At 50.2% G+C, this 20,358-nt stretch carries 15 protein-coding genes; 11 read left to right on the top strand and 4 right to left on the bottom strand.

Features of this window, described 5'->3' with window-relative positions; translation table 11 throughout:
- Window positions 1-23: 23 nt before the first annotated feature.
- The 3 genes from DESTI_RS00790 (at window position 24) to DESTI_RS00780 (ending at window position 3,887) form a co-directional block, all read left to right on the top strand.
- Window positions 24-2,153, top strand: a complete 2,130-nt coding sequence (locus DESTI_RS00790) for a transglycosylase domain-containing protein (RefSeq protein ID WP_014808063.1) — start codon at window positions 24-26, stop codon at window positions 2,151-2,153.
- An 81-nt stretch (window positions 2,154-2,234) separates the two neighbouring features.
- Window positions 2,235-2,876 carry a lactate utilization protein gene (locus DESTI_RS00785; protein ID WP_014808062.1) on the top strand — a complete coding sequence of 214 codons (642 nt, stop codon included), beginning with the start codon at window positions 2,235-2,237 and terminating at the stop codon, window positions 2,874-2,876.
- The gene (locus tag DESTI_RS00780) at window positions 2,877-3,887 is read left to right on the top strand and encodes a GHMP family kinase ATP-binding protein (protein ID WP_014808061.1); all 1,011 of its coding nucleotides are present in this window, start codon (window positions 2,877-2,879) and stop codon (window positions 3,885-3,887) included.
- A gap of 237 nt (window positions 3,888-4,124) precedes the next feature.
- Here the strand turns inward: DESTI_RS00780 and DESTI_RS00775 are convergent, their stop codons facing one another.
- The 3 genes from DESTI_RS00775 to DESTI_RS00765 form a co-directional block, all read right to left on the bottom strand.
- Window positions 4,125-6,710, bottom strand: a complete 2,586-nt coding sequence (locus DESTI_RS00775; protein ID WP_014808060.1) for a DNA translocase FtsK — start codon at window positions 6,708-6,710, stop codon at window positions 4,125-4,127.
- Between the two features lie 588 nt (window positions 6,711-7,298).
- On the bottom strand, window positions 7,299-7,739 hold the full coding sequence (locus DESTI_RS00770) for a hypothetical protein (RefSeq protein ID WP_014808058.1): 441 nt from the start codon (window positions 7,737-7,739) through the stop codon (window positions 7,299-7,301).
- A 66-nt stretch (window positions 7,740-7,805) separates the two neighbouring features.
- Window positions 7,806-8,561 carry an HAD family hydrolase gene (locus DESTI_RS00765; RefSeq protein WP_014808057.1) on the bottom strand — a complete coding sequence of 252 codons (756 nt, stop codon included), beginning with the start codon at window positions 8,559-8,561 and terminating at the stop codon, window positions 7,806-7,808.
- A 104-nt stretch (window positions 8,562-8,665) separates the two neighbouring features.
- Between DESTI_RS00765 and cysC the strand changes: the two genes are divergently transcribed.
- Entirely contained in the window at window positions 8,666-10,762 is a 2,097-nt protein-coding gene (gene cysC, locus DESTI_RS00760; RefSeq protein WP_272913389.1) for an adenylyl-sulfate kinase, read from the top strand.
- 25 nt (window positions 10,763-10,787) lie between these two features.
- Here cysC and DESTI_RS00755 read toward each other — a convergent pair whose 3' ends face one another.
- Window positions 10,788-11,012: a hypothetical protein gene (locus tag DESTI_RS00755; protein WP_014808055.1), complete on the bottom strand. Its 225-nt coding sequence runs from the start codon at window positions 11,010-11,012 to the stop codon at window positions 10,788-10,790.
- A 307-nt stretch (window positions 11,013-11,319) separates the two neighbouring features.
- On the opposite strand from DESTI_RS00755, the gene DESTI_RS00750 reads away from it, so the two are divergent.
- The 7 genes from DESTI_RS00750 to DESTI_RS28205 all read left to right on the top strand — a co-directional run bounded on the left by DESTI_RS00750 (window position 11,320) and on the right by DESTI_RS28205 (window position 20,353).
- The gene (locus DESTI_RS00750; protein WP_014808054.1) at window positions 11,320-12,159 is read left to right on the top strand and encodes a transketolase; all 840 of its coding nucleotides are present in this window, start codon (window positions 11,320-11,322) and stop codon (window positions 12,157-12,159) included.
- Window positions 12,156-13,085, top strand: a complete 930-nt coding sequence (locus DESTI_RS00745) for a transketolase family protein (RefSeq protein WP_014808053.1) — start codon at window positions 12,156-12,158, stop codon at window positions 13,083-13,085. The genes DESTI_RS00750 and DESTI_RS00745 overlap by 4 nt, the downstream gene beginning before the upstream one ends.
- Window positions 13,078-13,794, top strand: coding sequence for a glycosyltransferase family 2 protein (locus DESTI_RS00740; RefSeq protein WP_014808052.1), 717 nt, complete (start codon window positions 13,078-13,080; stop codon window positions 13,792-13,794). Before DESTI_RS00745 ends, DESTI_RS00740 begins: the two co-directional genes overlap by 8 nt.
- Window positions 13,791-14,984, top strand: coding sequence for a DUF4915 domain-containing protein (locus DESTI_RS28210; protein ID WP_014808051.1), 1,194 nt, complete (start codon window positions 13,791-13,793; stop codon window positions 14,982-14,984). Before DESTI_RS00740 ends, DESTI_RS28210 begins: the two co-directional genes overlap by 4 nt.
- Window positions 14,984-15,904, top strand: coding sequence for a sulfotransferase (locus DESTI_RS00730; protein WP_014808050.1), 921 nt, complete (start codon window positions 14,984-14,986; stop codon window positions 15,902-15,904). Before DESTI_RS28210 ends, DESTI_RS00730 begins: the two co-directional genes overlap by 1 nt.
- A 328-nt stretch (window positions 15,905-16,232) precedes the next feature.
- Window positions 16,233-17,258, top strand: coding sequence for an NAD-dependent epimerase/dehydratase family protein (locus tag DESTI_RS00725; protein WP_014808049.1), 1,026 nt, complete (start codon window positions 16,233-16,235; stop codon window positions 17,256-17,258).
- Between the two features lie 203 nt (window positions 17,259-17,461).
- The gene (locus tag DESTI_RS28205; protein ID WP_014808048.1) at window positions 17,462-20,353 is read left to right on the top strand and encodes a PAS domain S-box protein; all 2,892 of its coding nucleotides are present in this window, start codon (window positions 17,462-17,464) and stop codon (window positions 20,351-20,353) included.
- Window positions 20,354-20,358: the final 5 nt, after the last annotated feature.

Here is a 20,358-nt window from a genome sequence, read left to right as displayed (position 1 = left end):
TAAACCGTCAAGGCGGTAAACTGTTGGCGCGTCATTCAAAAGAAATTCTCTCCGTGTTGCTCAGTGTAATCAAAGTGCTGCTCGCACTGACTGCGGGTTACGTGCTGTTTACGGTCGGCATTGTGGTTTGGATGTTTGAAGTCAAGCTCAATCGCTGGCCGGTGTTTCTCTATTCTGCTCCTTTCACTCTGAATGTGGGCGATGACATCCTGAATGTAAAGCTTGCAGAACACCTTTCTCGAATCAGTTGCACGAAAACCGATTCTGCAGTCCCGGAAATAGGGCAATGGAATCAAGTAGGTTCGGCGATAAACGTATGTCTGCCCTATTCGCCTTTCCGCAGCTACGGCATGGCCAACGGTCCTGTGAGCATAGGGCTGGATTGGAACAGAGTGAACTCCATTCGTCTGATGCGTTCCTTGAACGACGCAGAAGCCCTGACGCTCGAACCCGAGCTATTGACCATTTTGCCGGCAGACGGTTATCCCCAGGAATTCTGCCGCCCGTTACCCTTGGAGCATATTCCCCAGCTTCTCGTAGATGCAATCGTGCTCACGGAAGATACCCGTTTCTTTCGTCATCAGGGTATAGATCCCATATCGATCGTTAACGCGCTGCTGGCCAATATTAAAGCGGGCAGATACGCCCAGGGCGCAAGCACGATAACACAGCAGCTCATTCGCATGACTCTGCTGACTCCCGAGAAAACATTATTTCGGAAAATAAACGAAATCGTCTTTGCGGTTTCCGCCGACGCAATCTACAGCAAGAAAACAATTCTGGAAGCATATCTGAATCGAGTCTACTTCGGACACTGGGGGGCATATCCGGTAAAGGGGGTAGCCGAAGCTGCTCAATTTTTGTTCGGAAAGGACCTCTCGGAACTCGATCCGGGAGAATGCGGTCTCATGGCCGCGATCATACGGGCCCCGAACATTATTAATCCTTTCAAGCATCCGGAAAGAGCCAAAGCCAGGAGAAACATGATCCTCGGATTACTCCTGAAAGAGGGCAAAATCTCAAGAGAACAATATGATGAATCCTGCAGCAGCTCAGTCAAAATGCGAAAATCCAGCGCGCCCGCACTTAAGGCTCCCGCGTTCGTGGAACTCGCAAAAGAACTCTTACCTCGAGATCTGCCCGGCCCGGAGGGAGCACGTCAGGATGTGCTGACTTCCCTGGATCCCATACTTCAGCAGGAAGCGGAAAACCTTTTAAAAGCTTTCGGAGATGCAGGTTTGTCGGCCCACGTTGTGGTCACAAATCCGGAAACCGGAGCACTGAAAGCCTACATTTCCCCGGGACCGCAGAAATGGGCCGGCACTTCGACAAGTCTGGACAATCTTCTGCCTCTTGTCTTCATCCCCGCGCTTCTCCCGGAGCGACTCGATCAAGTCAAGTATACTCTTACATCCCAGGTTTTTGTATCTCAGGAATCCGGGGGCCCATTGACGTTTCGAGAGGCATTCAGAAAAGAACGGCAAGCTTTGTTTCAAAAAGTGTGGACCGGCATTGGACCGGAGAAGATCACTCCTGTATTGAAAGAATTCGGAGTTCAGGTCCAAACCAATGGAGACAAAGCCGTGACCAATCCGCTCTCCCCTGTTGAAATCGCTCAGATATACTCTCTTATGGCCACCCTCGGAAATTCTGCGGTCTTAGGTCCCGGTATCAAGGTCGTTGGTGATTCGTCTTCTAAAAAAGAGGAGCTGAGAATACGTGTTCCAAGCAATCCTGGAGTCATCTTCATGGTGAATCATATGATGAAAGGCTTGGAGACTGTGGAAATAAAAGAGCGCGGACAAGACAAAAGCGAAAAGTATCCATCGCTCTTCTATTCGAGAGACGATCAAGGGGTATGGTCAATCGCCTATTCCGGACAGGCCGCTGTTGTGGTGAGAATGCCCGGGACACACAGCGAAAAGAAAATCAGAAAAATGACTGAAAAGCTGTTGGCCGGTGCGAGTTCCGGGAATGTGCCTCAAGCTACACCGGAAGGTATAGTTTTCAGAAACATATGCGTGGAATCCGGTTTGCGCGCTACATCCATTTGCTCCAAAGTAGTGCGGGAACCTTTCCTGAAAGGGACCCAACCCGGAGAATGGTGTCCCATGAGACACGAATCGAAAATAAAATCGTCAGTACAAAAATGAACCGCGAAAATCCAAGCATTCACCCAAGTGTTCACATCAGATGAAAAACAGTTTTAAGAATCATAAGAAAGGGAGCTAATCATGGATGAATTTGTTCAGGCTCACAAGATGAAAACAATCACCACAACCATGGAATCTTTGAAGAAACATGGTTTCGAAGCACTCTTTTTCGCGTCCCGGGAAGAAGCTGCAGCTCACATCTTCGAAATGGCTGCGGATTGCGCTACAGTTGGAATTGGAGGCACTCTTACAGTACGAGCTCTGAACATTCTGCCCAGATTGGAAGAGGCAGGAAAAACCATATTCGATCACTGGAAACTGAAGCCGGGAACTCCGGAAGAACTCGAATGCCGAAAACGCCAGATGACAGCCGATCTCCTTCTTGCCTCTTCCAATGCGGTTACCATGACCGGAGAAATTGTGAATCGTGATGGCTGCGGTAATCGAACCAACTCGATCACATTCGGCCCAAAGAAAGTTGTCATCGTGGTAGGCCGAAACAAGATCGTGCCCGATCTGGATTCCGCATTTGCCCGTATAGAAGAAGTTGCCGGTCCGATTCGGTCCGCGAGTCTTTCCCGAAAAACTCCGTGCGTGGCAACCGGATACTGTATGGACTGCGATTCTCCGGAACGGATCTGCAACGTCACGAGTATAATTCACCGGAAACCCATGTTGACCAAAATTACGGTCATTCTGCTTGATGAGGAGCTGGGTTATTAAATGGAGCTGACAATCACTGCTCCCAACAGAATCGACCTCGCAGGAGGCACCACGGATCTGTACCCGCTGTACATCTTCATGGGCGGCGGGTACACTGTGAATGCGGCTATCAGTGTCTCCAGCAGAGTCATTCTGAAAAAACGGGATATCCCAGGCTTCCGCATCGTTTCGGAAGACCTCGGGTTTTGCACGGATGCAGGCAGCTTGAGCGAGCTTTTTGCAAATGGACCTCTGGCACTCGTCAGTGAGGCCGTAAGAACATTCCCACCACCCTATTCTCTCGAGATCCTCACCCGGAACGAAGCTCCGGCAGGCTCGGGGTTGGGGGCATCCAGCTCCCTGCTGGTAGCGCTCGTGAGCGGTCTCCTGAACCTGCACTCATCGCAAGAATCTACAGAGAGTATCGTTTCTCTGGCAGTCAACACGGAAACCGCGGTTATCGGAGTTCCGGCAGGGAGTCAGGATCATATTGCAGCTCTGTATGGTGGTATATCCTGCATTCGTTTCGATCACAGAGGTTTTCAACGAGAACCGATGCGAAACGAACAAGAGCTTGCTCGTAAACTCGAAAAGATGATCGTTCTGTCCTACACCGGGTTAGGCAGATTCTCGGGTATGAATAACTGGGAAGTGACTAAGAACTATATCGACAATGTGGGACAAACCAGGGAAAAACTCCTGGCTATTCGAGATATAGCTGTTGAGCTTGGAAATGCCCTGTCCGAACAAAATCTGGATGCAGTCGCTCCACTGGTGCAAAAAGAATGGAACGTCAGACGCACACTGGCTCCAGGAATCAGCACCCCCGAAATCGAAGCTCTGATGCAAGCAAGCCTGTCCGCAGGCGCTCAAGCAAACAAAATCTGCGGAGCAGGCGGTGGCGGATGCATGGTCACTCTCTGCCCACCTAACAAAAAGACTGCCGTCGAAAATGCAATAGCCGCAGCAGGTGGCAAAATAATGCCCTTCCGTATCGATACCATCGGAACCTCTCTCACCGCTACACGTTGACCCGATCACCATTTGAAGAAAGAAATTGGGGGGACCTTCTTTGTAAAGAATGTCCCCCCAAACCCCCTCCAAGAAACTTTTATCATTCGTCGGAACGGAATTTCCTTCGGAAATTGCGTTCCGACGAGTGTTGAAAGTTCTTGAGGTGGGGTTCGGGGAGGAACTTCTTACAAGAAGTTCCTCCCCGATTGTCATTCTTTGAATGCTGGACCGGTCAACGTGTAGCGGTGAGAGAGGTTATCGGTCGGGGACGGATTCGAGGGAGCGGGCGAGTATTTCTCTCGGTCGGCTCGTTCCGTCTGAGGGTCCGATGATTCCTTCGGATTCCATGGCTTCGATAATGCGCGCGGCGCGGTTATATCCTATTCTCATATGGCGTTGGATGAGAGAGATTGAAGCATGTCCGAGGCGTGTCACGAGTTGAACGGCTTCATCGTACTTTTCGTCGTCGATGAGTTCAGCTTGGGCCATACTGGAGTCTCCATCCGACACATGTTTGCAGATTTCCTGGAGGTATGTTGGGGATCTCTGTGCTTTGATGAAATCCACGATTCTGCGGATCTCTTTTTCGGACAGGAAAGCTCCATGAAGTCGGGTAATCTTGGCCGTTCCGGGGGGAAGGAAAAGCATATCACCCATTCCGAGCAGATTTTCGGCACCTACTGTATCCAGGATGGTCCTTGAATCGGGTTTTGCGGAAACCTGGAAAGACAGACGTGCCGGAAAATTCGCCTTGATAACGCCGGTTATTACGTCAACGGACGGTCGTTGTGTCGCCAGGATAAGATGTATCCCGGATGCACGTGCCATTTGGGCCAATCGTGCTATGGAAATCTCGATATCCTTTGCCGCAACCATCATGAGTTCTGCCAGCTCGTCAACAATGATCACGATGTACGGCAGTTTTCTTTGCGGATTGTCCTCATCGTCAAGCGGCAATTCACCAAGGCGGACCTTTTCGTTAAAGCTTTCGATGTTCTTCGAGCCCGACAGGCTGAGCAGCTCGTAACGACGTTCCATTTCCTTTATCGCCCAGCTCAGCACCTTGGGTACTTTTTCAGCCTCGGTCACCACCGGATGCAGAAGATGCGGTATGTCATTGTAGTAGGAAAGCTCGAGACGTTTGGGATCCACCATGATGAACTTCACGTCATCAGGGTGACACGACATGAGCCATGAACAAATCAGGCAATTCAGTCCGACGGATTTTCCGGTGCCGGTCGCTCCTGCAATCAGGAGGTGAGGCATGCGTGCGAGGCTTGTGGCAAAGGGCTCACCATCGATCTGTTTTCCGAGAGCGAGCTTCAATGGTGCGTCGGACTGGCTGAATGCCGGAGACTCGATGATTTCTCTGAAGTAGACGATCTCACGATTCAGGTTCGGGACTTCTATACCAACAGTATCTTTTCCGGGTATGGGAGCAACAATTCGGGTCGATCCGGATTTCAGCGCCATAGCCAGGTCATCCGCCATGTTAAGCACTCGACGCAGCGGGATTCCCGGTTCAAGCGACAGCTCGTACATGGTGATAACCGGACCGGGATGGATTTCCACCACTTGTCCGCGAACGCCGAGATTGGCCAATTTCTGTTCCAGAACGCTCGCATTCTCTTCGAGAAGCTTCTCATCCACTGCTCGTGCAGAAGAAGGAGGAGTATCCAGGAGATCGGAATGTGGCAACACATAATCTCCGGTTTCATTGATAATCGGAGTAGCTGTCAGAGGAAGCGCCTCATCTGCACGTGGAATGACTTTGATAGGACGAGGGAGTTCGCTTTCTACAACCTTGATTGCTTCCGGCTCGGGACGCTTTTCCGCAACGCGAGGTTTCGGTTGAGCCTTTTGTATTTCAGACAGGTACTCGTCTATAGCTTCTTCCATATCCGTTTGGCTGACTGGAGCCCGGGATTCCAGAGGATTGAGAGCTTTCCAGGTAGCCGATTTGCCGTTGCTTTTCTCACAGGGAGCTTCTGCACACGGTTCCTCATCCATGTCATCATCTATAAGCAATTCTTCAGTATTTTCAATCTTAAGGGAAATCTTGGCCCATTGTTCCTTGGGTTTGGGACTGGGACTCTCAGACCCAACGACTTGTGCAGATTCATCGGGTAAACCATTTACTCTGTTGCCGCCGGATCGAACAGCGGGAAGCGGGATCCTCATTTGCCGTGCTTCTGCCACGAGTTCTTTGCATCGATTCCATGAATCCCTCAACATATCGGACAACATGGCCGCAGGTGAACGGAAAACCCGTACTGCTCTGCCGGGGGACACCTTCGCAAAGTGTAGAAGACTGAAGAACATGAAGGTGCAGCTAAACAGCAGTTCACCGCCACTTCCGAGGAATTTTCCGAGCACGGTATGAAAGAAGCTTCCGAGCGCACCTGCCGGATGATCCGAGGGGAAGCTGAGGAATGCTCCGAAACTGAATCGATCCATAAGGCAGGAAATGCCCGCCAAAAGAAGGAGAGAAAATCCGATATCAGCCAATGACAATGCTACGGAACCCGCCCAAAGCAGCGTGATCGAATAGAGCCCTAAACTTATGGGCAAGATAAAAGCGCCAACGCCCAGTAATTGAACCAGGGCATCTGAGATATGCGAACCCAGAAGCCCGCAAAGATTGGACACTTGCGTCCTCGGAGTGGCAACATTGAAGGATGGATCGCGAGGATCGTAAGAAATAAGACATAGAAACAGGAACGTTGCCAATACCAGGACCAAGACTGCGAAACAGCCGCTTTTGTGAGACTTTACCGGACTGTCGCCTTCCTGTGGAACTGTTCTGAGCAAGTCGGTTTTTTCCGGTCTCTTTTTTGGCATGTGGAGTATAAGGGCCTCTTCGGAATTTTTGAACGCGCCTTAAGTAAAAAAATATAGTAGGAGTGGCGTGTTGCAACAAATAATACCATACTGGTTTAATAATTTTCAATATCAAAGCGTATTAATTGATTGTTACACCACACACACTAATGCGCCGGTCCGGGCTGGATGCATCTGCGTGCCTTTGCTGTCCGGGTAAATAATTATTGAAGGGCAAAGACAGTGCGGTTCAATATTTCTCAGGCTCGCGTGCGAACAGTCAATAACGCCCCCGTCAGGGAGTACCGGCAATACCCCTTGCAATGGAGCGGCGTTATACATAGGCACTAAAACAGGAATCCGGCGGATGTGATGACCAAAGCGAACCGCATCTTTTTTGCCAGAGTGTCTGAATGGCTGTCATTGCGAGCGAAGCGAAGCAATCGCCTGACATTAAGCGCCTGATTCCCAGTCGATTGTCCCGCGAGACGCGGGATCGCTGCGCTCCTCGCAATGACAATTATCTGTTGATGTTCTATGCCTGTGAGTGGCAGTCTTCTGAAATGGCTCCTGGCAGAAGTGGTCAGGTGACCTCGCTAGTGGCCTTTACTATTCTCGATCCTTCTGTCTCGGGGCTTCGGGTACGACGATTTCGTTTCTAACCCATACGGCTTCCGTATACTTCGACAATTTCCGGCGAATTTGAGCGTCCGCGAAATCCTTTGTGTACAGCAGTTCATTCGGATAATCCGCATTCCAGTTTCGGCCGGAATTCTTCAACTCCTCGCGCACCTTTTCTTCAAAGCCGGCTATGGGACGAATTTCCAGGCTGTAAATCACATATCCGGTCTTTTCTCTGCAGACATAGAAGACTCGTCCGCTGTCGGTGATTTTTATGGAGACGAGCTTTCCCGTTGTGGGGACCTTGGTGTAGACGCTTTCATGGCGAACGGCCCGGTAATCGTTCAGGATGTTTTCGGGTATCCCGAATTCTCCCGCGTACGCAGGAAATGCAACAACCAGAATCAACAAAACGAACGCTCTTCTCATTCCTTCTCCTGGACTGGTTCGGACATGTGGAGCCTTTTTGTAATCCGTTCTCTCCCCGATCTAAAATCATATATCGAAAATATCTTCTATGAGAATCATCAAGTCCATGAAATTGGCCTGGAGTTCCAGGTCCACATTGCGGCTTTCACCGGACGCGTAGCTCAAGCCGAACTTCTTGTTAATTCTTATCCCTCGGGTGCGACAATATTCCGAAAGCGATGATTTCGTCATGCTGCCGATGAGGTACGCTCCTACGGATGCTCCCCATTCGAAGTGCGGGCCGTCGCCGCCGCTATCCCCCATAATGATGAGCCTATTTGCCGGAAAACCGAGCGATTCCATTACCAGTCGAGTATTCTTGGCCTTGTCATCAATCTCCTGGACATGATGTGTGAAATCGATTCCCTCATCATTGCCCGGGAAACTGATGAACGGGTTGGCAGCGACAACGGGAACTCTCGGGAGCAGATTCTTGGCGAATGCGCGCTGAAAGTAGCCCTGAGTACCCGTAGTATTGATCATGAACAGAATTCCCCGTGACAAGCACCATTCGATCAGCTCGGGAACCCTATAGTACGTCTCGAAATGTGCGTCAAGATATGCGTCCATCCGATCGCTCGTGAATTTTTCAGGCAAAAGCGCTTCTATTTCCTGCACCGCTTGCTTCAGAGAGATGCGATTCCCTGTGTACTCCCGGAAAATTCTCTTGAGTGACTCTTCGTATTCAGGATAGTTAAACGCAATAGGATCAAACGGGCCGTTTGGCGAAAGACATTCGCTCCAGTCCGACGAAAACACCGCTATGTAGTCAGAATGCGGCATAAAATCCTCCTGTGTCGGTCTCGTTCAGGGTGATTGTCGAAAGTTCCCCGAACTGTGTCGTATGATATAGTAGTCCGACTCATTTGAGAAAGGCCGAAAAGCACGTGCAAACGCATATGGGAAAAGTTATTTGGTTTACGGGACTTTCCGGTTCCGGAAAATCTACATTGGCGAGAATGGTAAAGGAAGCTCTTGAGTCTGAGTGTTTATCGGTTACCATTTTGGACGGAGATTCCCTGAGGAAAGGTCTGAATAGAGATCTCGGGTTTTCGTCCGCGGATAGAGCTGAAAACATTCGACGAGCAGCAGAAGTCGCGAAGATGTTGTGTGAAACCAACTACATTGTTCTCGCGGCATTTATCACTCCGTTTCGGAGCCTCCGTGCAGCAGTGCGGGGCCTCTTTCGTCATGAAGAATATGCTGAGATATTTCTCGATTGTCCTCTGGCAGTTTGTGAGAGCCGTGACTGCAAGAATCTCTACAGCCGGGCCAGAAAAGGGGAAATTCCAGAATTTACGGGCATTTCTTCCCCATTCGAAGTTCCTGAGAATCCGGATTTCGTCGTTCGTACCGGCCAGGTCTCTCCGCAAGACGCTTTACGGCAGATTCTGAACTATTTGCCGATTCGATTCCCCGACTTGAAGCGGCATACGCCCCGAATTCCGGTGTCGAGACCATCGCAACCCAAGGTAGCTGTCATAGGTCTGGACTGCGCCCCGCCGTCTATGGTCTTTGGACGCCCCGATCTGCCGGTTCTGCAATCTCTCGTGAAGCATGGAATTTCGGGAAAAATGCGCTCTACCGATCCGCCCATAACGGTTCCCGCCTGGACTACCATGACTACGGGAAAAGACCCCGGGGAACTGGGGCTGTACGGGTTCAGAAATCGAATCGGGTACGGCTACGACAGCTTGGTAACGGTGAACGGTTCTCACGTTACAGTGCCCAGGGTGTGGGATTATCTTGAAGAAGCGGGGTATTCCTCAATTCTCGTGGGAATTCCCCAGACGTATCCGCCCAAACCGCACAACGGAATTACGGTCGCAGACTTTCTCGCACCTGACGGATCTCGGATCACGTATCCTGATGAGTTTTTCGAGGAACTGGATAGATTGGCTCAAGGCGAGTACATGATCGATGTGAACAATTTCCGAGTATTAGAAAAAAGCGCCTTGCTCAAGAATATCTACACCATGGTCGAACGCCGTTTCAAAGTCGTCGAACATCTCATCTCCACACAACCGTGGAATTTCTTCATGATGGTTGAGATCGGTCTGGACAGGCTTCATCATGCTTTCTGGGGATATTGTGCTCCGGACCATGGGGATTATGTACCCGGTAATCCTTACGAAACAGTCATTCCCGATTTTTATCGATTCCTGGATCAATGGATAGCCCGTCTCCTGTTGAGGTTTGACGATGAAACTACAGTCCTGGTCGTATCCGATCATGGTGCCAGGAGCGCGGTAGGTGGCTTTTGCGTGAATGAATGGTTGATCCAAAACGGCTTCCTGAAGCTCAAAGAATACCCAAGTGAGGAAGTTCCTCTTACTCCGGATTTAATAGACTGGTCGCAGACGCGGGCATGGAGTGAAGGAGGCTATTACGCCCGGGTTTTCATGAATGTAAAGGATCGAGAACCGTACGGAATTGTTGAGCCCCATGAGTACAATGCGGTACGCAATGAACTCTGTAGCGTCTTACAGTGCTGCTGCAACGGGAATGGCATGAACATACGCAATCGGGTGCTCAAACCAGGGGAAATCTACCGGGATTGCCGGAATTTTCCGCCTGATCTAATGGTGTACTTTGACGATTTGGGGCTACGATCCATAGGAACTGTGGGAAGCAACACACTGCTGCGCAAACGCAACATCAGCGGTATGGATGCAGCTAATCACGATTTTCACGGAATCTTCATTCGGACCCGCATGAGTGATCTGAGAAATGGCAGGGTAGTGGATGAAACTGTGGACGACATCTCGTGCCTGGATGTTACCCCCACAATACTGGGAGAACTCGGGCTCCCGGTCCCTGACGGTGTCGGAGGCAAGCCGATAGCATTCCCGAATCCGGGCACATCGAACTGCCATAGTAAGAAAATCCCCTCCATGGCGAACACGAATTTTCGGCAGGAGGGGTTTACTTCTGAAGAAGAAGAAATCGTAAAGAAACGCCTGATCGATCTTGGCTATCTTTAAACCGGTACAGAATTCTCAGCATGAACTAAGATTTGGATTTCTTAGGGCATTTCTCTGTTTTGGCTTTCTGGGCGTCGGCCTTTTTGTCAAAAGGACCTGCTACAGGATTTTTCGGATTGGCTACCTGCTTGACATAACAGACATTATTCTTGTCTTTCGTAACATACCATTTTTTCTCGGCAGCAAATCCCAGTGAAGAGACCAGCACAAACGCGAGAACTCCCAAAATTGCCAGGGTTTTTTTCAGCATGGAGTACGCTCCTTTCTCGAGGTTCTGCTGAGTCTCTACCACGAAATCATCACAACCGCAATAACGTAGATGCATGATTTTTTTTGGCAATGCAGAGTCTCACAAGATTAAGTAAGAAAAATTGAGAGAAAACAGATCTTGATGGTTTGCCAGGTCTTCTTCTGAGGAATCGAGCAACGAACTTGACTGAGGCGCTCCGGTCAGATAATCTTCGTCGGCAATGATTTCCGAGTGCCAACAAGTCAAACCCAAGTAGATGCCTTGAAAGTTCCTCTCAGTGGAAAGTCCTGCGAAAGATCGAGATAAAGTGAATCAACCGGCAGCTCATATTGTGGCGGAAGGCGGTCTCGTATCAACAGCGAAGCAGATACGGAAGATAATTATTGAAGAATCCAAGAGAGCCAATGTAGGGCACATAGGCTCTGCCCTCTCCATAGCAGATATTATCGCTGTGCTCTTCGGAAACGAGCTGCGCCTTATCGGCACGGACGATCCGTTACGAGACCGGTTCATTCTTTCCAAAGGTCACGCCGCGCTCGCTTTGTATGCCGCTCTTCATCTTGAAGGTGTTCTCACTGAGGGCCAGATTCAAACGTACTGCAAAGACGGCAGTATGTTGGGCGTTCATCCAGAACATCGTCTTCGAGGTATCGATTTTTCCACCGGATCGCTGGGACACGGATTGAGCATCGGAGCTGGAACAGCTTTGGCCGCGCGCATGAAACGTTTCGATTATCGAACCTTCGTTCTTGTGAGCGACGCTGAATGCAATGAAGGAGCGCTGTGGGAAACGGTCATGTTTGCAGCACACCAGAAGCTCTCGAACCTTGTTGCGATTGTTGACGATAACGGGCAGCAAGCGCTCGGTAAGACGAAAGATGTGCTGGATCTGCAGCCGCTCGCTGAAAAATGGGATGCTTTCGGCTGGGAAGTTCATGTGACAGACGGCCATGACACGACTTGTCTCAGAGAGGTTTTTGCCAGCCTGGATACTGCACTGGGCAAACCCAAGGTTGTCATTTGCAAGACAGTGTGCGGTAAAGGTGTATCCTTTATGGAAGGTAAGGTGGCATGGCATTATCTGCCGCTTTCGGACGAACAGTACCTGCAAGCTCTAGGTGAAATTGAAGAGGCTTCCTTCTCATGAGGCGCGCATTTGCACATACTCTGACCGAGTTGGCGCACAAAGATCCCCGAATTGTGCTTATGACGGCCGATCTCGGATTCATGGTGCTTGAAGAATTCTCGGAATCTCATCCCGATCGTTTCTTTAACGTGGGTGTCGCGGAAGCGAATATGGTGGGCCTTGCCACAGGACTCGCAGCATCGGGATTCATTCCCTTCATCTATTCCATTGCCACGTTCGCATCCATGAGGGGGTACGAGCAGATCAGAAACGGCCCGGTTCTCCATGAATTGCCTGTTCGCATTGTTGGAGTGGGAGGGGGTTTCGAATACGGCCACGCTGGAATCACTCATCATGCGCTGGAGGATTTGGCTTTGGCTCGAGTTCAACCGGGACTGACGGTCATTGCTCCGGGAGATCACCGACAGGCTGCTGCCGCACTCGCAGACACATACCAGCTTCCGGGGCCCATTTACTATCGCTTCGGAAAACGGGACGATTACGAGCTTCCGCGTTTGGACGGACGATTCCGTCTCGGTCGAACCGAGATCTTGCAGGAAGGCGACGACCTCCTCATTATTACGCTCGGAGCTTTGTCCTCAGAAGCCGTCCTGGCTGCTCGACTGCTTGGAAATCGGGGGATTGAAACGACGGTCGCACTGGTATCTTCTCTTCAACCCCCTCCATGGGACGACATTCAATCACTCATCGGCAAATTCCCCGTCGCACTTACCGTAGAAGAGCATTATCCGGAAGGTGGGCTGGGTTCCATGGTCTGTGAGATAGCTGCCGGTATTGGAGCATCCTGCAGAGTGCTTCGATGTGCAGTCGGCACGTCACCAGGATCGTATTTCGGTGGCGAACGATATCTCCGCGAGGCGAACGGATTGACAGGACAAGGAATCTGCGCAACCGCTCTCAAAGCTCTTGGAGTCCACGATGCCTGAGTCGGAGATTTCCGTTGTTCTCCCCGTGTACAATCAGGCGGATCATATCGAGAAGATCGTCCGGGGATATGTAGAGGTTTTACGAAATCTCAAGCATCCGGTGGAGTTGATTCTGGTAGTCAATGCCAGTCGCGATGCTTCGCTGGATCGTTGCAGAGAACTCCAGGAGACTTATCCTGAGGTGCAGGTTCTGCACGATACGGAACCCGGCTGGGGCCGTGCGGTCCGGACAGGATTGCATGCAGCGAGCGGTAATATTGTGTGCTATACCAATTCCGCTCGTACGAGCCCGTATACGCTGGCGCTCCATCTGATGGTTGCTCTGGCGAATCCGGGAATGGTGATCAAAGCGAATAGAAAATTGCGCTATCCACTGATGCGAAAGATCGGCTCGGTTCTGTACAACTTTGAATGCAGAATGCTGTTCGATCTGCCTGTCTGGGACGTAAACGGCACCCCTAAAGCGATTCCCCGAGAATTCCTCAAACAATTAGACCTGAGAGAAGACGGCGATCTTATCGATCTGGAACTTGTGGCGAAATGCAGCAGTCTCGGAATTCAGATTCTCGAGCTTCCCATAGTATCGACCACCCGTCATGGAGGCGAATCGACCACCAATTATTCTTCCGCGCTCAAGATGTATTGGGGCGCATTGAAGATGCGTCTGCACACTGACGCGCGTGTACTTCGAAAGACCGACGAACGATGACTGAAGCTCTCCAGAGTGCAGTACTGGAGACGATGCACGATCGCGCATTTCGTGATCCTGCCGAAGTGCTTGCGTGCTGGCAAAGCGCTCGTGATGTAAAGCCGGAACTCCTGGAATTCCGAGTAAACGGAAGATGGTGGGAAGTCCTCGGTGAGCTGGGGATTACCCTTTTCGTTAGTCGTGAGTACGAACACCTGCTGCTCGCGCTGCGTATGGATGACGAGACCGGCCCGGATATCTCCATGATGAGGTTGCCGCATCCATCCGGAATAGCAGTGAACCGCGAGAGTGGCGTTGTGCATGTGGCGGCAACTCGCAACCCGAATCAGATCTTCGACCTCATGCCGGTTCAGGGGAGGATTCCGCGACTTGACGTGGAAACGGATCTAACGGAGAACCGATTTCTTGTACCCGTGCAGTCACGGTTTCTTCCGGGATGCTTGTACGTGCACGATCTGGCAATCATTGGAGGAGTGCTTCATGCGAACGCGGTGGGAGAAAATGCAATTATCGAAATTTCTCCGACTGGTTCGCGGCGCGTCTGGTGGCCGAAGTGTATTGAGACACCACATGGGCCGGTATTCGGTCAAAATCATCTGCAGTTGAATTCCATCGCAGCAGGGGATACCGTGCCGAACTCTTTTTTCTCTGCATCGACCGATGAAATAACCGAACGCAGACCCGGAAATCCGGATTTTCCAGTGGACCGGCGGGGGGTCATCATATCCGGTGATACCAGAGAGCCGATTGCACGAGGATTGACTCGGCCCCATTCGGCCCGCATGCATGTCGGGAAAATCTGGGTGGATAACAGCGGTTACGGAGAGCTGGGGTTCATTGAGGAGTCCCGATTCCAAACCGTGAGCCGCCTGCCCGGATGGACTCGCGGCCTTTGTTTCTGCGACGAGATCGCGTTCGTGGGAATTTCCAAGGTATTGTCACGGTTTACGAACTATGCTCCCGGCCTCGATCCTGCCGTTGCTTTATGCGGTGTTCACGCTGTTAACATCCAGACGGGCGAGACCGTGGGAAGCATTGTCTGGCCTTTTGGGAGTCAAATTTTTGCAGTAGAATGGCTTCCTTCCGATTTTACAACGGGATTTCCGTTCCGGCCGTTCAAGCCGCTTTCGGAAAAGGAAGAAAGATTATTGTTTTATTCCTTTCGGACATCCGGAACTCAGGAGGATTAATGGATTTTCGGCTTCTTATGCTATCTGCCATGTATGAAAACGGAGGGAACACTGTTCACCGATTCCTGGACGGCCATCCGCAAATGTACGTGTATCCCTTTGAATCCCAGGTTGGAACTCATCTGGTACACGATCATCTCACGTCCATGTTCCCGGTAAAGTACCGGTGGCCGGTGTTCGACCTGGAAGCCTCGCCGGTACAGGATTATCGCTCAATTATTGATGAAGAATGCAAAGTTCGGGCGCGGACTCCAAAAGTAAGCAAGTTTCGTCATATGGCGTTTGCCATGAGCGATGATGAGCGATGTGAGCTGTTCGTCAGGAATGTGAGCGGTCACCCCCGGTCGACGGGTGGAAATATGGCGGCATTCTTCCGGGCTACGTTTGAAGCATGGAAGGACTATTCTCGTTCCGGCGAGGAACAGGTGTACGTGGGGTACAGCCCGATCATTGCGGTAGATGCCGAAAAGATCCTGAGGGACGTGCCCGAGGGAATTGTGGTGCACGTGGTCCGCAATCCCTGGTCGGCGTACGCTGACACCAAGAAACGCCCTGTGCCTATGCCGCTGTTCAAGTATATTACTGCTTGGACGGTTACTCAGTACCATGCGCTTGTGTTCAAAAGTCTGTTTCCGGACAGGTTCTTTATCGTCAGGTACGAAGACGTAATCGAAAATCCCGCGAAGATTCTTGGAAATATTTGTAACAAGATCGGATTAAAGGCCGCAACCAGCCTGGAACAGCCCACGTGGAACGGAAATACTCTGGAAGAAGTCTACCCGTGGGGAACCATCAGAAAAGCTTCTCCCCAGGTGAACAGGGCTACGGCAGAAGAACTGAGCGCGGAAGAAATCGATCGGATCCGAACGTGGGCAGGCCCCTATCCGGCAATATTGGAATATTCAAAATTCTTGGACTAGTGCCCTTGCGCTTCAAAGCGGAAGATTTCGGAGAACATCTTTCGCAAATGGATTATGTCCTTAGTTGAGCTGAGAGTTGGTCAAAAATTCTAGTGATGCTTCTTCCTGGTCCGACGGATCAGGTAGGGTCATCCCTTGTGGGTGCCCCGGTAGCGACCGGCCTCCGTGCCGGTCATTCCGGGCGGGCAGGCACGAGGCCTGCCCCTACCGTCGCGGTGCCCGCAATACCAAAACCCGATGTCAGTTCATAAACCCGATGCTTCAATTCGGACCTGAGCTAACGACATAATCATTTGCAGAAGAAGGTTCCCGGATATTACTGCTTTGTATGGACGTTTCCGTTTTCTCCCAACACCTTTCCTGGATACGCGAAACAGCAGCCATGAGAAGAATTCTCATCACAGGAGCTTCCGGATTTGTCGGTGCCAATCTCGCCAGGACTTTGCTCGCGTCAGGTCATGAAGTACACCTGCTACTCCGTGAGCACCACTTGGATTGGCGATTGCAGGATATCCGAAAACACGTGAGCGTCACACGTGCCGATCTGAGAGATGCCGACTTACTGTTCCGGGCAGTCAAGCAAATCAGACCTGAATGGATATTTCATCTCGCCGCGTACGGAGCCTATTCTTTTCAGACCAATATTCAGCAGACCTTCGAAACGAACCTCCTGGGAACGGCAAATCTCGTTCAGGCCTGTCTCGAAACCGGATTCGAAGTGTTAGTGAATACGGGCTCTTCGTCGGAATACGGCTTCAAAGATCATGCTCCCTCGGAAGGTGACCTGCCTGAGCCGAACAGCTACTATGCCGTATCCAAAGTGTCCGCCACCATGTTTTGCCGATACACCGCAGAGAGCAAAGAGGTTCGCATCCCGACACTGCGGCTCTATTCCGCGTACGGACCTTATGAAGAACCGAAACGCCTTATGCCCACCCTGATACGCTGCGGGCTGGAGAAAAAGTTTCCTCCCCTGGTGAATCCCGAAACCGCTCGAGATTACGTGTACATTGACGATGTAGTGCATGCATACATTTTAGTCGCACAGACTTCGGGCAGAGAGTTCGGTGCGATTTATAACGTCGGCACGGGCAGAGAGACGAAATTGAGCGAAGTGGTTAAGATTGCCCGCGATGTTCTCGATATACCCGGTGAACCGCAATGGGGTTCAATGGAAAGCCGCATCTGGGACACAAGCACTTGGGTTGCGGATAACAGAAAAATCCGCGATGAGCTCGGATGGCACCCCAAATACTCGTTTGAGCAGGGTTTTCGATTGATGGTGCGATGGTTCGAGGAAAACCCGAAAATGCTGAATGCAAATCATGTGCTTTCGTGCCAAGACCGCAAGTAACAAGGATTTGAACTACTATTTATCTTGTTTTAACATGATTTCCATAATTGTTCCTACTCAGGTGTGAAGCCGCTAAAATATTACTTTCGAATTTTTTGACTCTCATATTCCGTGATAACATGATATTTAAATATATCAATTTTCTCGCCTTGCATGAGCGCTTTGTTCTCTCGAGTGAGTTCTGCCTTATCGAGGAAAACACCATGAACGAATATGAAATACAGAGAGAGCTGAACGCACTGCACCGCAAGATCGCCGAATTGGAAGAATCCGAGAAAATATACCGTATGATGTTTGAAGCCGCTGACCAAGCCGTTATGGTCACACAGGAAGGGACGATCAGATGGACCAATTCCAAGGCCACGCATATGAGCGGCTATTCGGAGCAAGAACTCCTTTCCATGCCTTTCAGGTTTATCATTCACCCGGACGATCGCGATCGAGTAGAGCATTGTCACATGCAAAGAATGAAGGGTGAACTCGATAAGAAAAGCTGTCAGTTTAGAATTCTTACCAAGGCCGGAATAGTGAAGTGGGTTCAGAACAACACTTCAACAATCTCCTGGAAAGAAAGACCGGCAGGACTCAATCTCCTGGCGGATATCACCGAACAGAAGCAGTTGGAAGAAAACCTGCAGAAGGCACATGATGAGCTTGAGAAGCGTATCGAGGAACGTACGACTGCCCTGCGTGAAGTCAATGAAAAGCTCTGCCTGGAAATTGCCGAACGCACAAGGATCGAAGAATCCTTAAGACTGGAAAGAGAGCAACTTCTCGCCATTTTTGACAGCATTGATGAAGTGATATCGGTTATAGATCTGCAAACGTACGAAATTTTATATGCAAACAGGTTCGTTAGGGACCGGCGGGGAAAAGAAGTCGTTGGCGGTGTTTGTTACAAAGAGCTTCACGGTTTGAACGAGCCTTGCGATCACTGCACCACCCACATCGTGCGCATGTTGGAGGGGAAGCCTTATCGGTGGGATTATCACAATCCGACAACAAAGCGGAATTATCTTGCAACTGACAGAATTATCAAGTGGACTGACGGGCGTGCTGCAAAGTTTCATATGGGTATTGATGTCACGGAACGTAAAAATGCAGAGAAGGCTCTCCGGGAAAGTGAGAGAAGGTTCAGGGAACTTGCTGAATTATTGCCTGAACCGGTAGTCCAATGTGATGTGGGCGGAACGGTAACATTTGCGAGCCACAGAGCACTCGAGGTCTTCGGTTGCACCAGAGAGGACCTCAGCCGTGGAATCAATGTCCTTGATGTCATTACACCGGGAGACAGAGCCAAAGCACGTGAAAACATAGCCAGAATCCTGAATCAGGAAAACCTGGGAGGGACGGAATACACGTGTATTAGAAAGGATTTGACCGAATTTCCGGCTTTCATTCATTCCTGCGCAACAATCAGCAACAATATCACAGCAGGTTTGACGAGTGTCGTCATAGATCTTACTGAGCGGAAGAGAGCGGAACAAGCCCTTCGCACGAGTGAAGCACAGCTTTCTAACGCAGTGCTGATGGCCCATCTTGGACATTGGGAATACGATGTGATGAAGGATCTTTTTACCTTCAACGATCACTTTTACAAAATTTTTCGTACAACGGCCGAACAGGTGGGTGGTTACACGATGTCGTCAGGCGATTACGCACAACAGTTCGTCCTTGCTGATGACAGGTTCATGGTGGCCGATGCAATTCAAGAGGCTATTCAGACCTACGATCCTTCGTTCAGCCGCCAATATGAACATCGCATGCTGTATGCAAACGGAGAGATCGGTTATATCGCAGTCAGAGTCTTCATTGTTAAGGACAATGCGGGCCGGACTATCAAGACCTATGGAGTAGTTCAGGACATTACAGAACGTAAACGAGTCGAGGAAGCACTTCGTCAAAGTGAGCAACGCTTTTCTTTGGCAATTGAGGGAACACGAGTCGGCATAGTGGATTGGAATGTTCCCACCGGCAAAATGTTTTGGTCACCAGGTATTTTCGCCCAACTCGGGTATGAACTTGATGAGTTTGAGCCGACCTTCTCACTCGTTATCGAGAAATTTATCCATCCTGACGACATAAGCGACATATTGCGCAAAATTTTGGCTCATCATAACGATCGCAATACCGCGGAAGCCGAATGTAGAGTCATCACAAAAGATGGAAGCATCAAGTGGCTCAGATTACATGGTCATTCTTCATGGGACGATCAAGGTCGTCCCATGAGGACTGTGGGGACCGTTGAAGATATCACCGAGCGAAAAAAGGCACAGGACGAAATACGAGAACTGAATCGAGAACTTGAAAGAAGGGTGCAGGAACGTACTGCTGAATTGATGCAGGAGATTGAAGAACGAAAACGGGTCGAAAGAGCTTTGTTGGCAAGTGAGTCAGACTTGATCAGGTCAAACAAAGATCTCGAACAATTCGCTTACATAGCTTCACATGATCTACAGGAACCTATGCGATCGGTAGCGAACGCTCTACAGATGCTTGAGAAGGAGTATGAGGGCAGACCTACCGACCATTCCGATCTGTTGATCTACTTTGCGGTGGAGCAGGCAAAAAAAATGCAGGCACTCATACGAGACCTCTTGGAGTATTCTCGTATTGGAACGAGAAGAGACTCTTTCAAGAAGGTGGATCTTCAAGAAGTTCAAAATCAGTCTGTCCGCAACCTGGAAAAGCTCATCGAAGAGAAGGGAACGAAGGTTACGTGGGATGAATTGCCCACAATTTTGGGAGACTCCACCCAATTGTTGCAAGTCTTTCAAAATCTTATCGGAAACGCTGTAAAATTTGGCAGCGAAGATTCACCGCATATACATGTTTCAGCGGAAAAGAGAGATCACGAATGGGTATTCTCAATCCGAGACAATGGAATAGGTATTGAAAGAGAATACTTCGATCGAATCTTTGAGATCTTTCAACAACTGAACAGGACGGATTCGTTTACAGGAACGGGTGTAGGACTGGCAGTCGTCAAGAAGATCGTCGAACGCCATGGCGGACGAATCTGGTTGGAATCCGAACCTGGCGTGGGATCCACCTTTTACTTTACTATCCCTGATGGCATTAGACCATCGCTATAACCGGG

The organism is Desulfomonile tiedjei DSM 6799, from assembly GCF_000266945.1.
In the GTDB taxonomy this organism is placed as follows: Bacteria; Desulfobacterota; Desulfomonilia; order Desulfomonilales; family Desulfomonilaceae; genus Desulfomonile; species Desulfomonile tiedjei.
The sequence above is the reverse complement of the archived record's forward strand: the minus strand, read 5'-3'. Positions and strand labels throughout refer to the sequence as shown.

Coding starts and splice junctions, on each gene's coding strand:
- DESTI_RS00730 (WP_014808050.1), top strand. CDS start 14,984: ATGGATTTTCGGCTTCTTATGCTATCTGCCATGTATGAAAACGGAGGG.
- DESTI_RS00770 (WP_014808058.1), bottom strand. CDS start 7,739: ATGAGAAGAGCGTTCGTTTTGTTGATTCTGGTTGTTGCATTTCCTGCG.
- DESTI_RS00725 (WP_014808049.1), top strand. CDS start 16,233: ATGGACGTTTCCGTTTTCTCCCAACACCTTTCCTGGATACGCGAAACA.
- DESTI_RS00775 (WP_014808060.1), bottom strand. CDS start 6,710: ATGCCAAAAAAGAGACCGGAAAAAACCGACTTGCTCAGAACAGTTCCA.
- DESTI_RS28205 (WP_014808048.1), top strand. CDS start 17,462: ATGAACGAATATGAAATACAGAGAGAGCTGAACGCACTGCACCGCAAG.
- DESTI_RS00780 (WP_014808061.1), top strand. CDS start 2,877: ATGGAGCTGACAATCACTGCTCCCAACAGAATCGACCTCGCAGGAGGC.
- DESTI_RS00740 (WP_014808052.1), top strand. CDS start 13,078: ATGCCTGAGTCGGAGATTTCCGTTGTTCTCCCCGTGTACAATCAGGCG.
- DESTI_RS00745 (WP_014808053.1), top strand. CDS start 12,156: ATGAGGCGCGCATTTGCACATACTCTGACCGAGTTGGCGCACAAAGAT.
- DESTI_RS00755 (WP_014808055.1), bottom strand. CDS start 11,012: ATGCTGAAAAAAACCCTGGCAATTTTGGGAGTTCTCGCGTTTGTGCTG.
- DESTI_RS00785 (WP_014808062.1), top strand. CDS start 2,235: ATGGATGAATTTGTTCAGGCTCACAAGATGAAAACAATCACCACAACC.
- DESTI_RS28210 (WP_014808051.1), top strand. CDS start 13,791: ATGACTGAAGCTCTCCAGAGTGCAGTACTGGAGACGATGCACGATCGC.
- DESTI_RS00765 (WP_014808057.1), bottom strand. CDS start 8,561: ATGCCGCATTCTGACTACATAGCGGTGTTTTCGTCGGACTGGAGCGAA.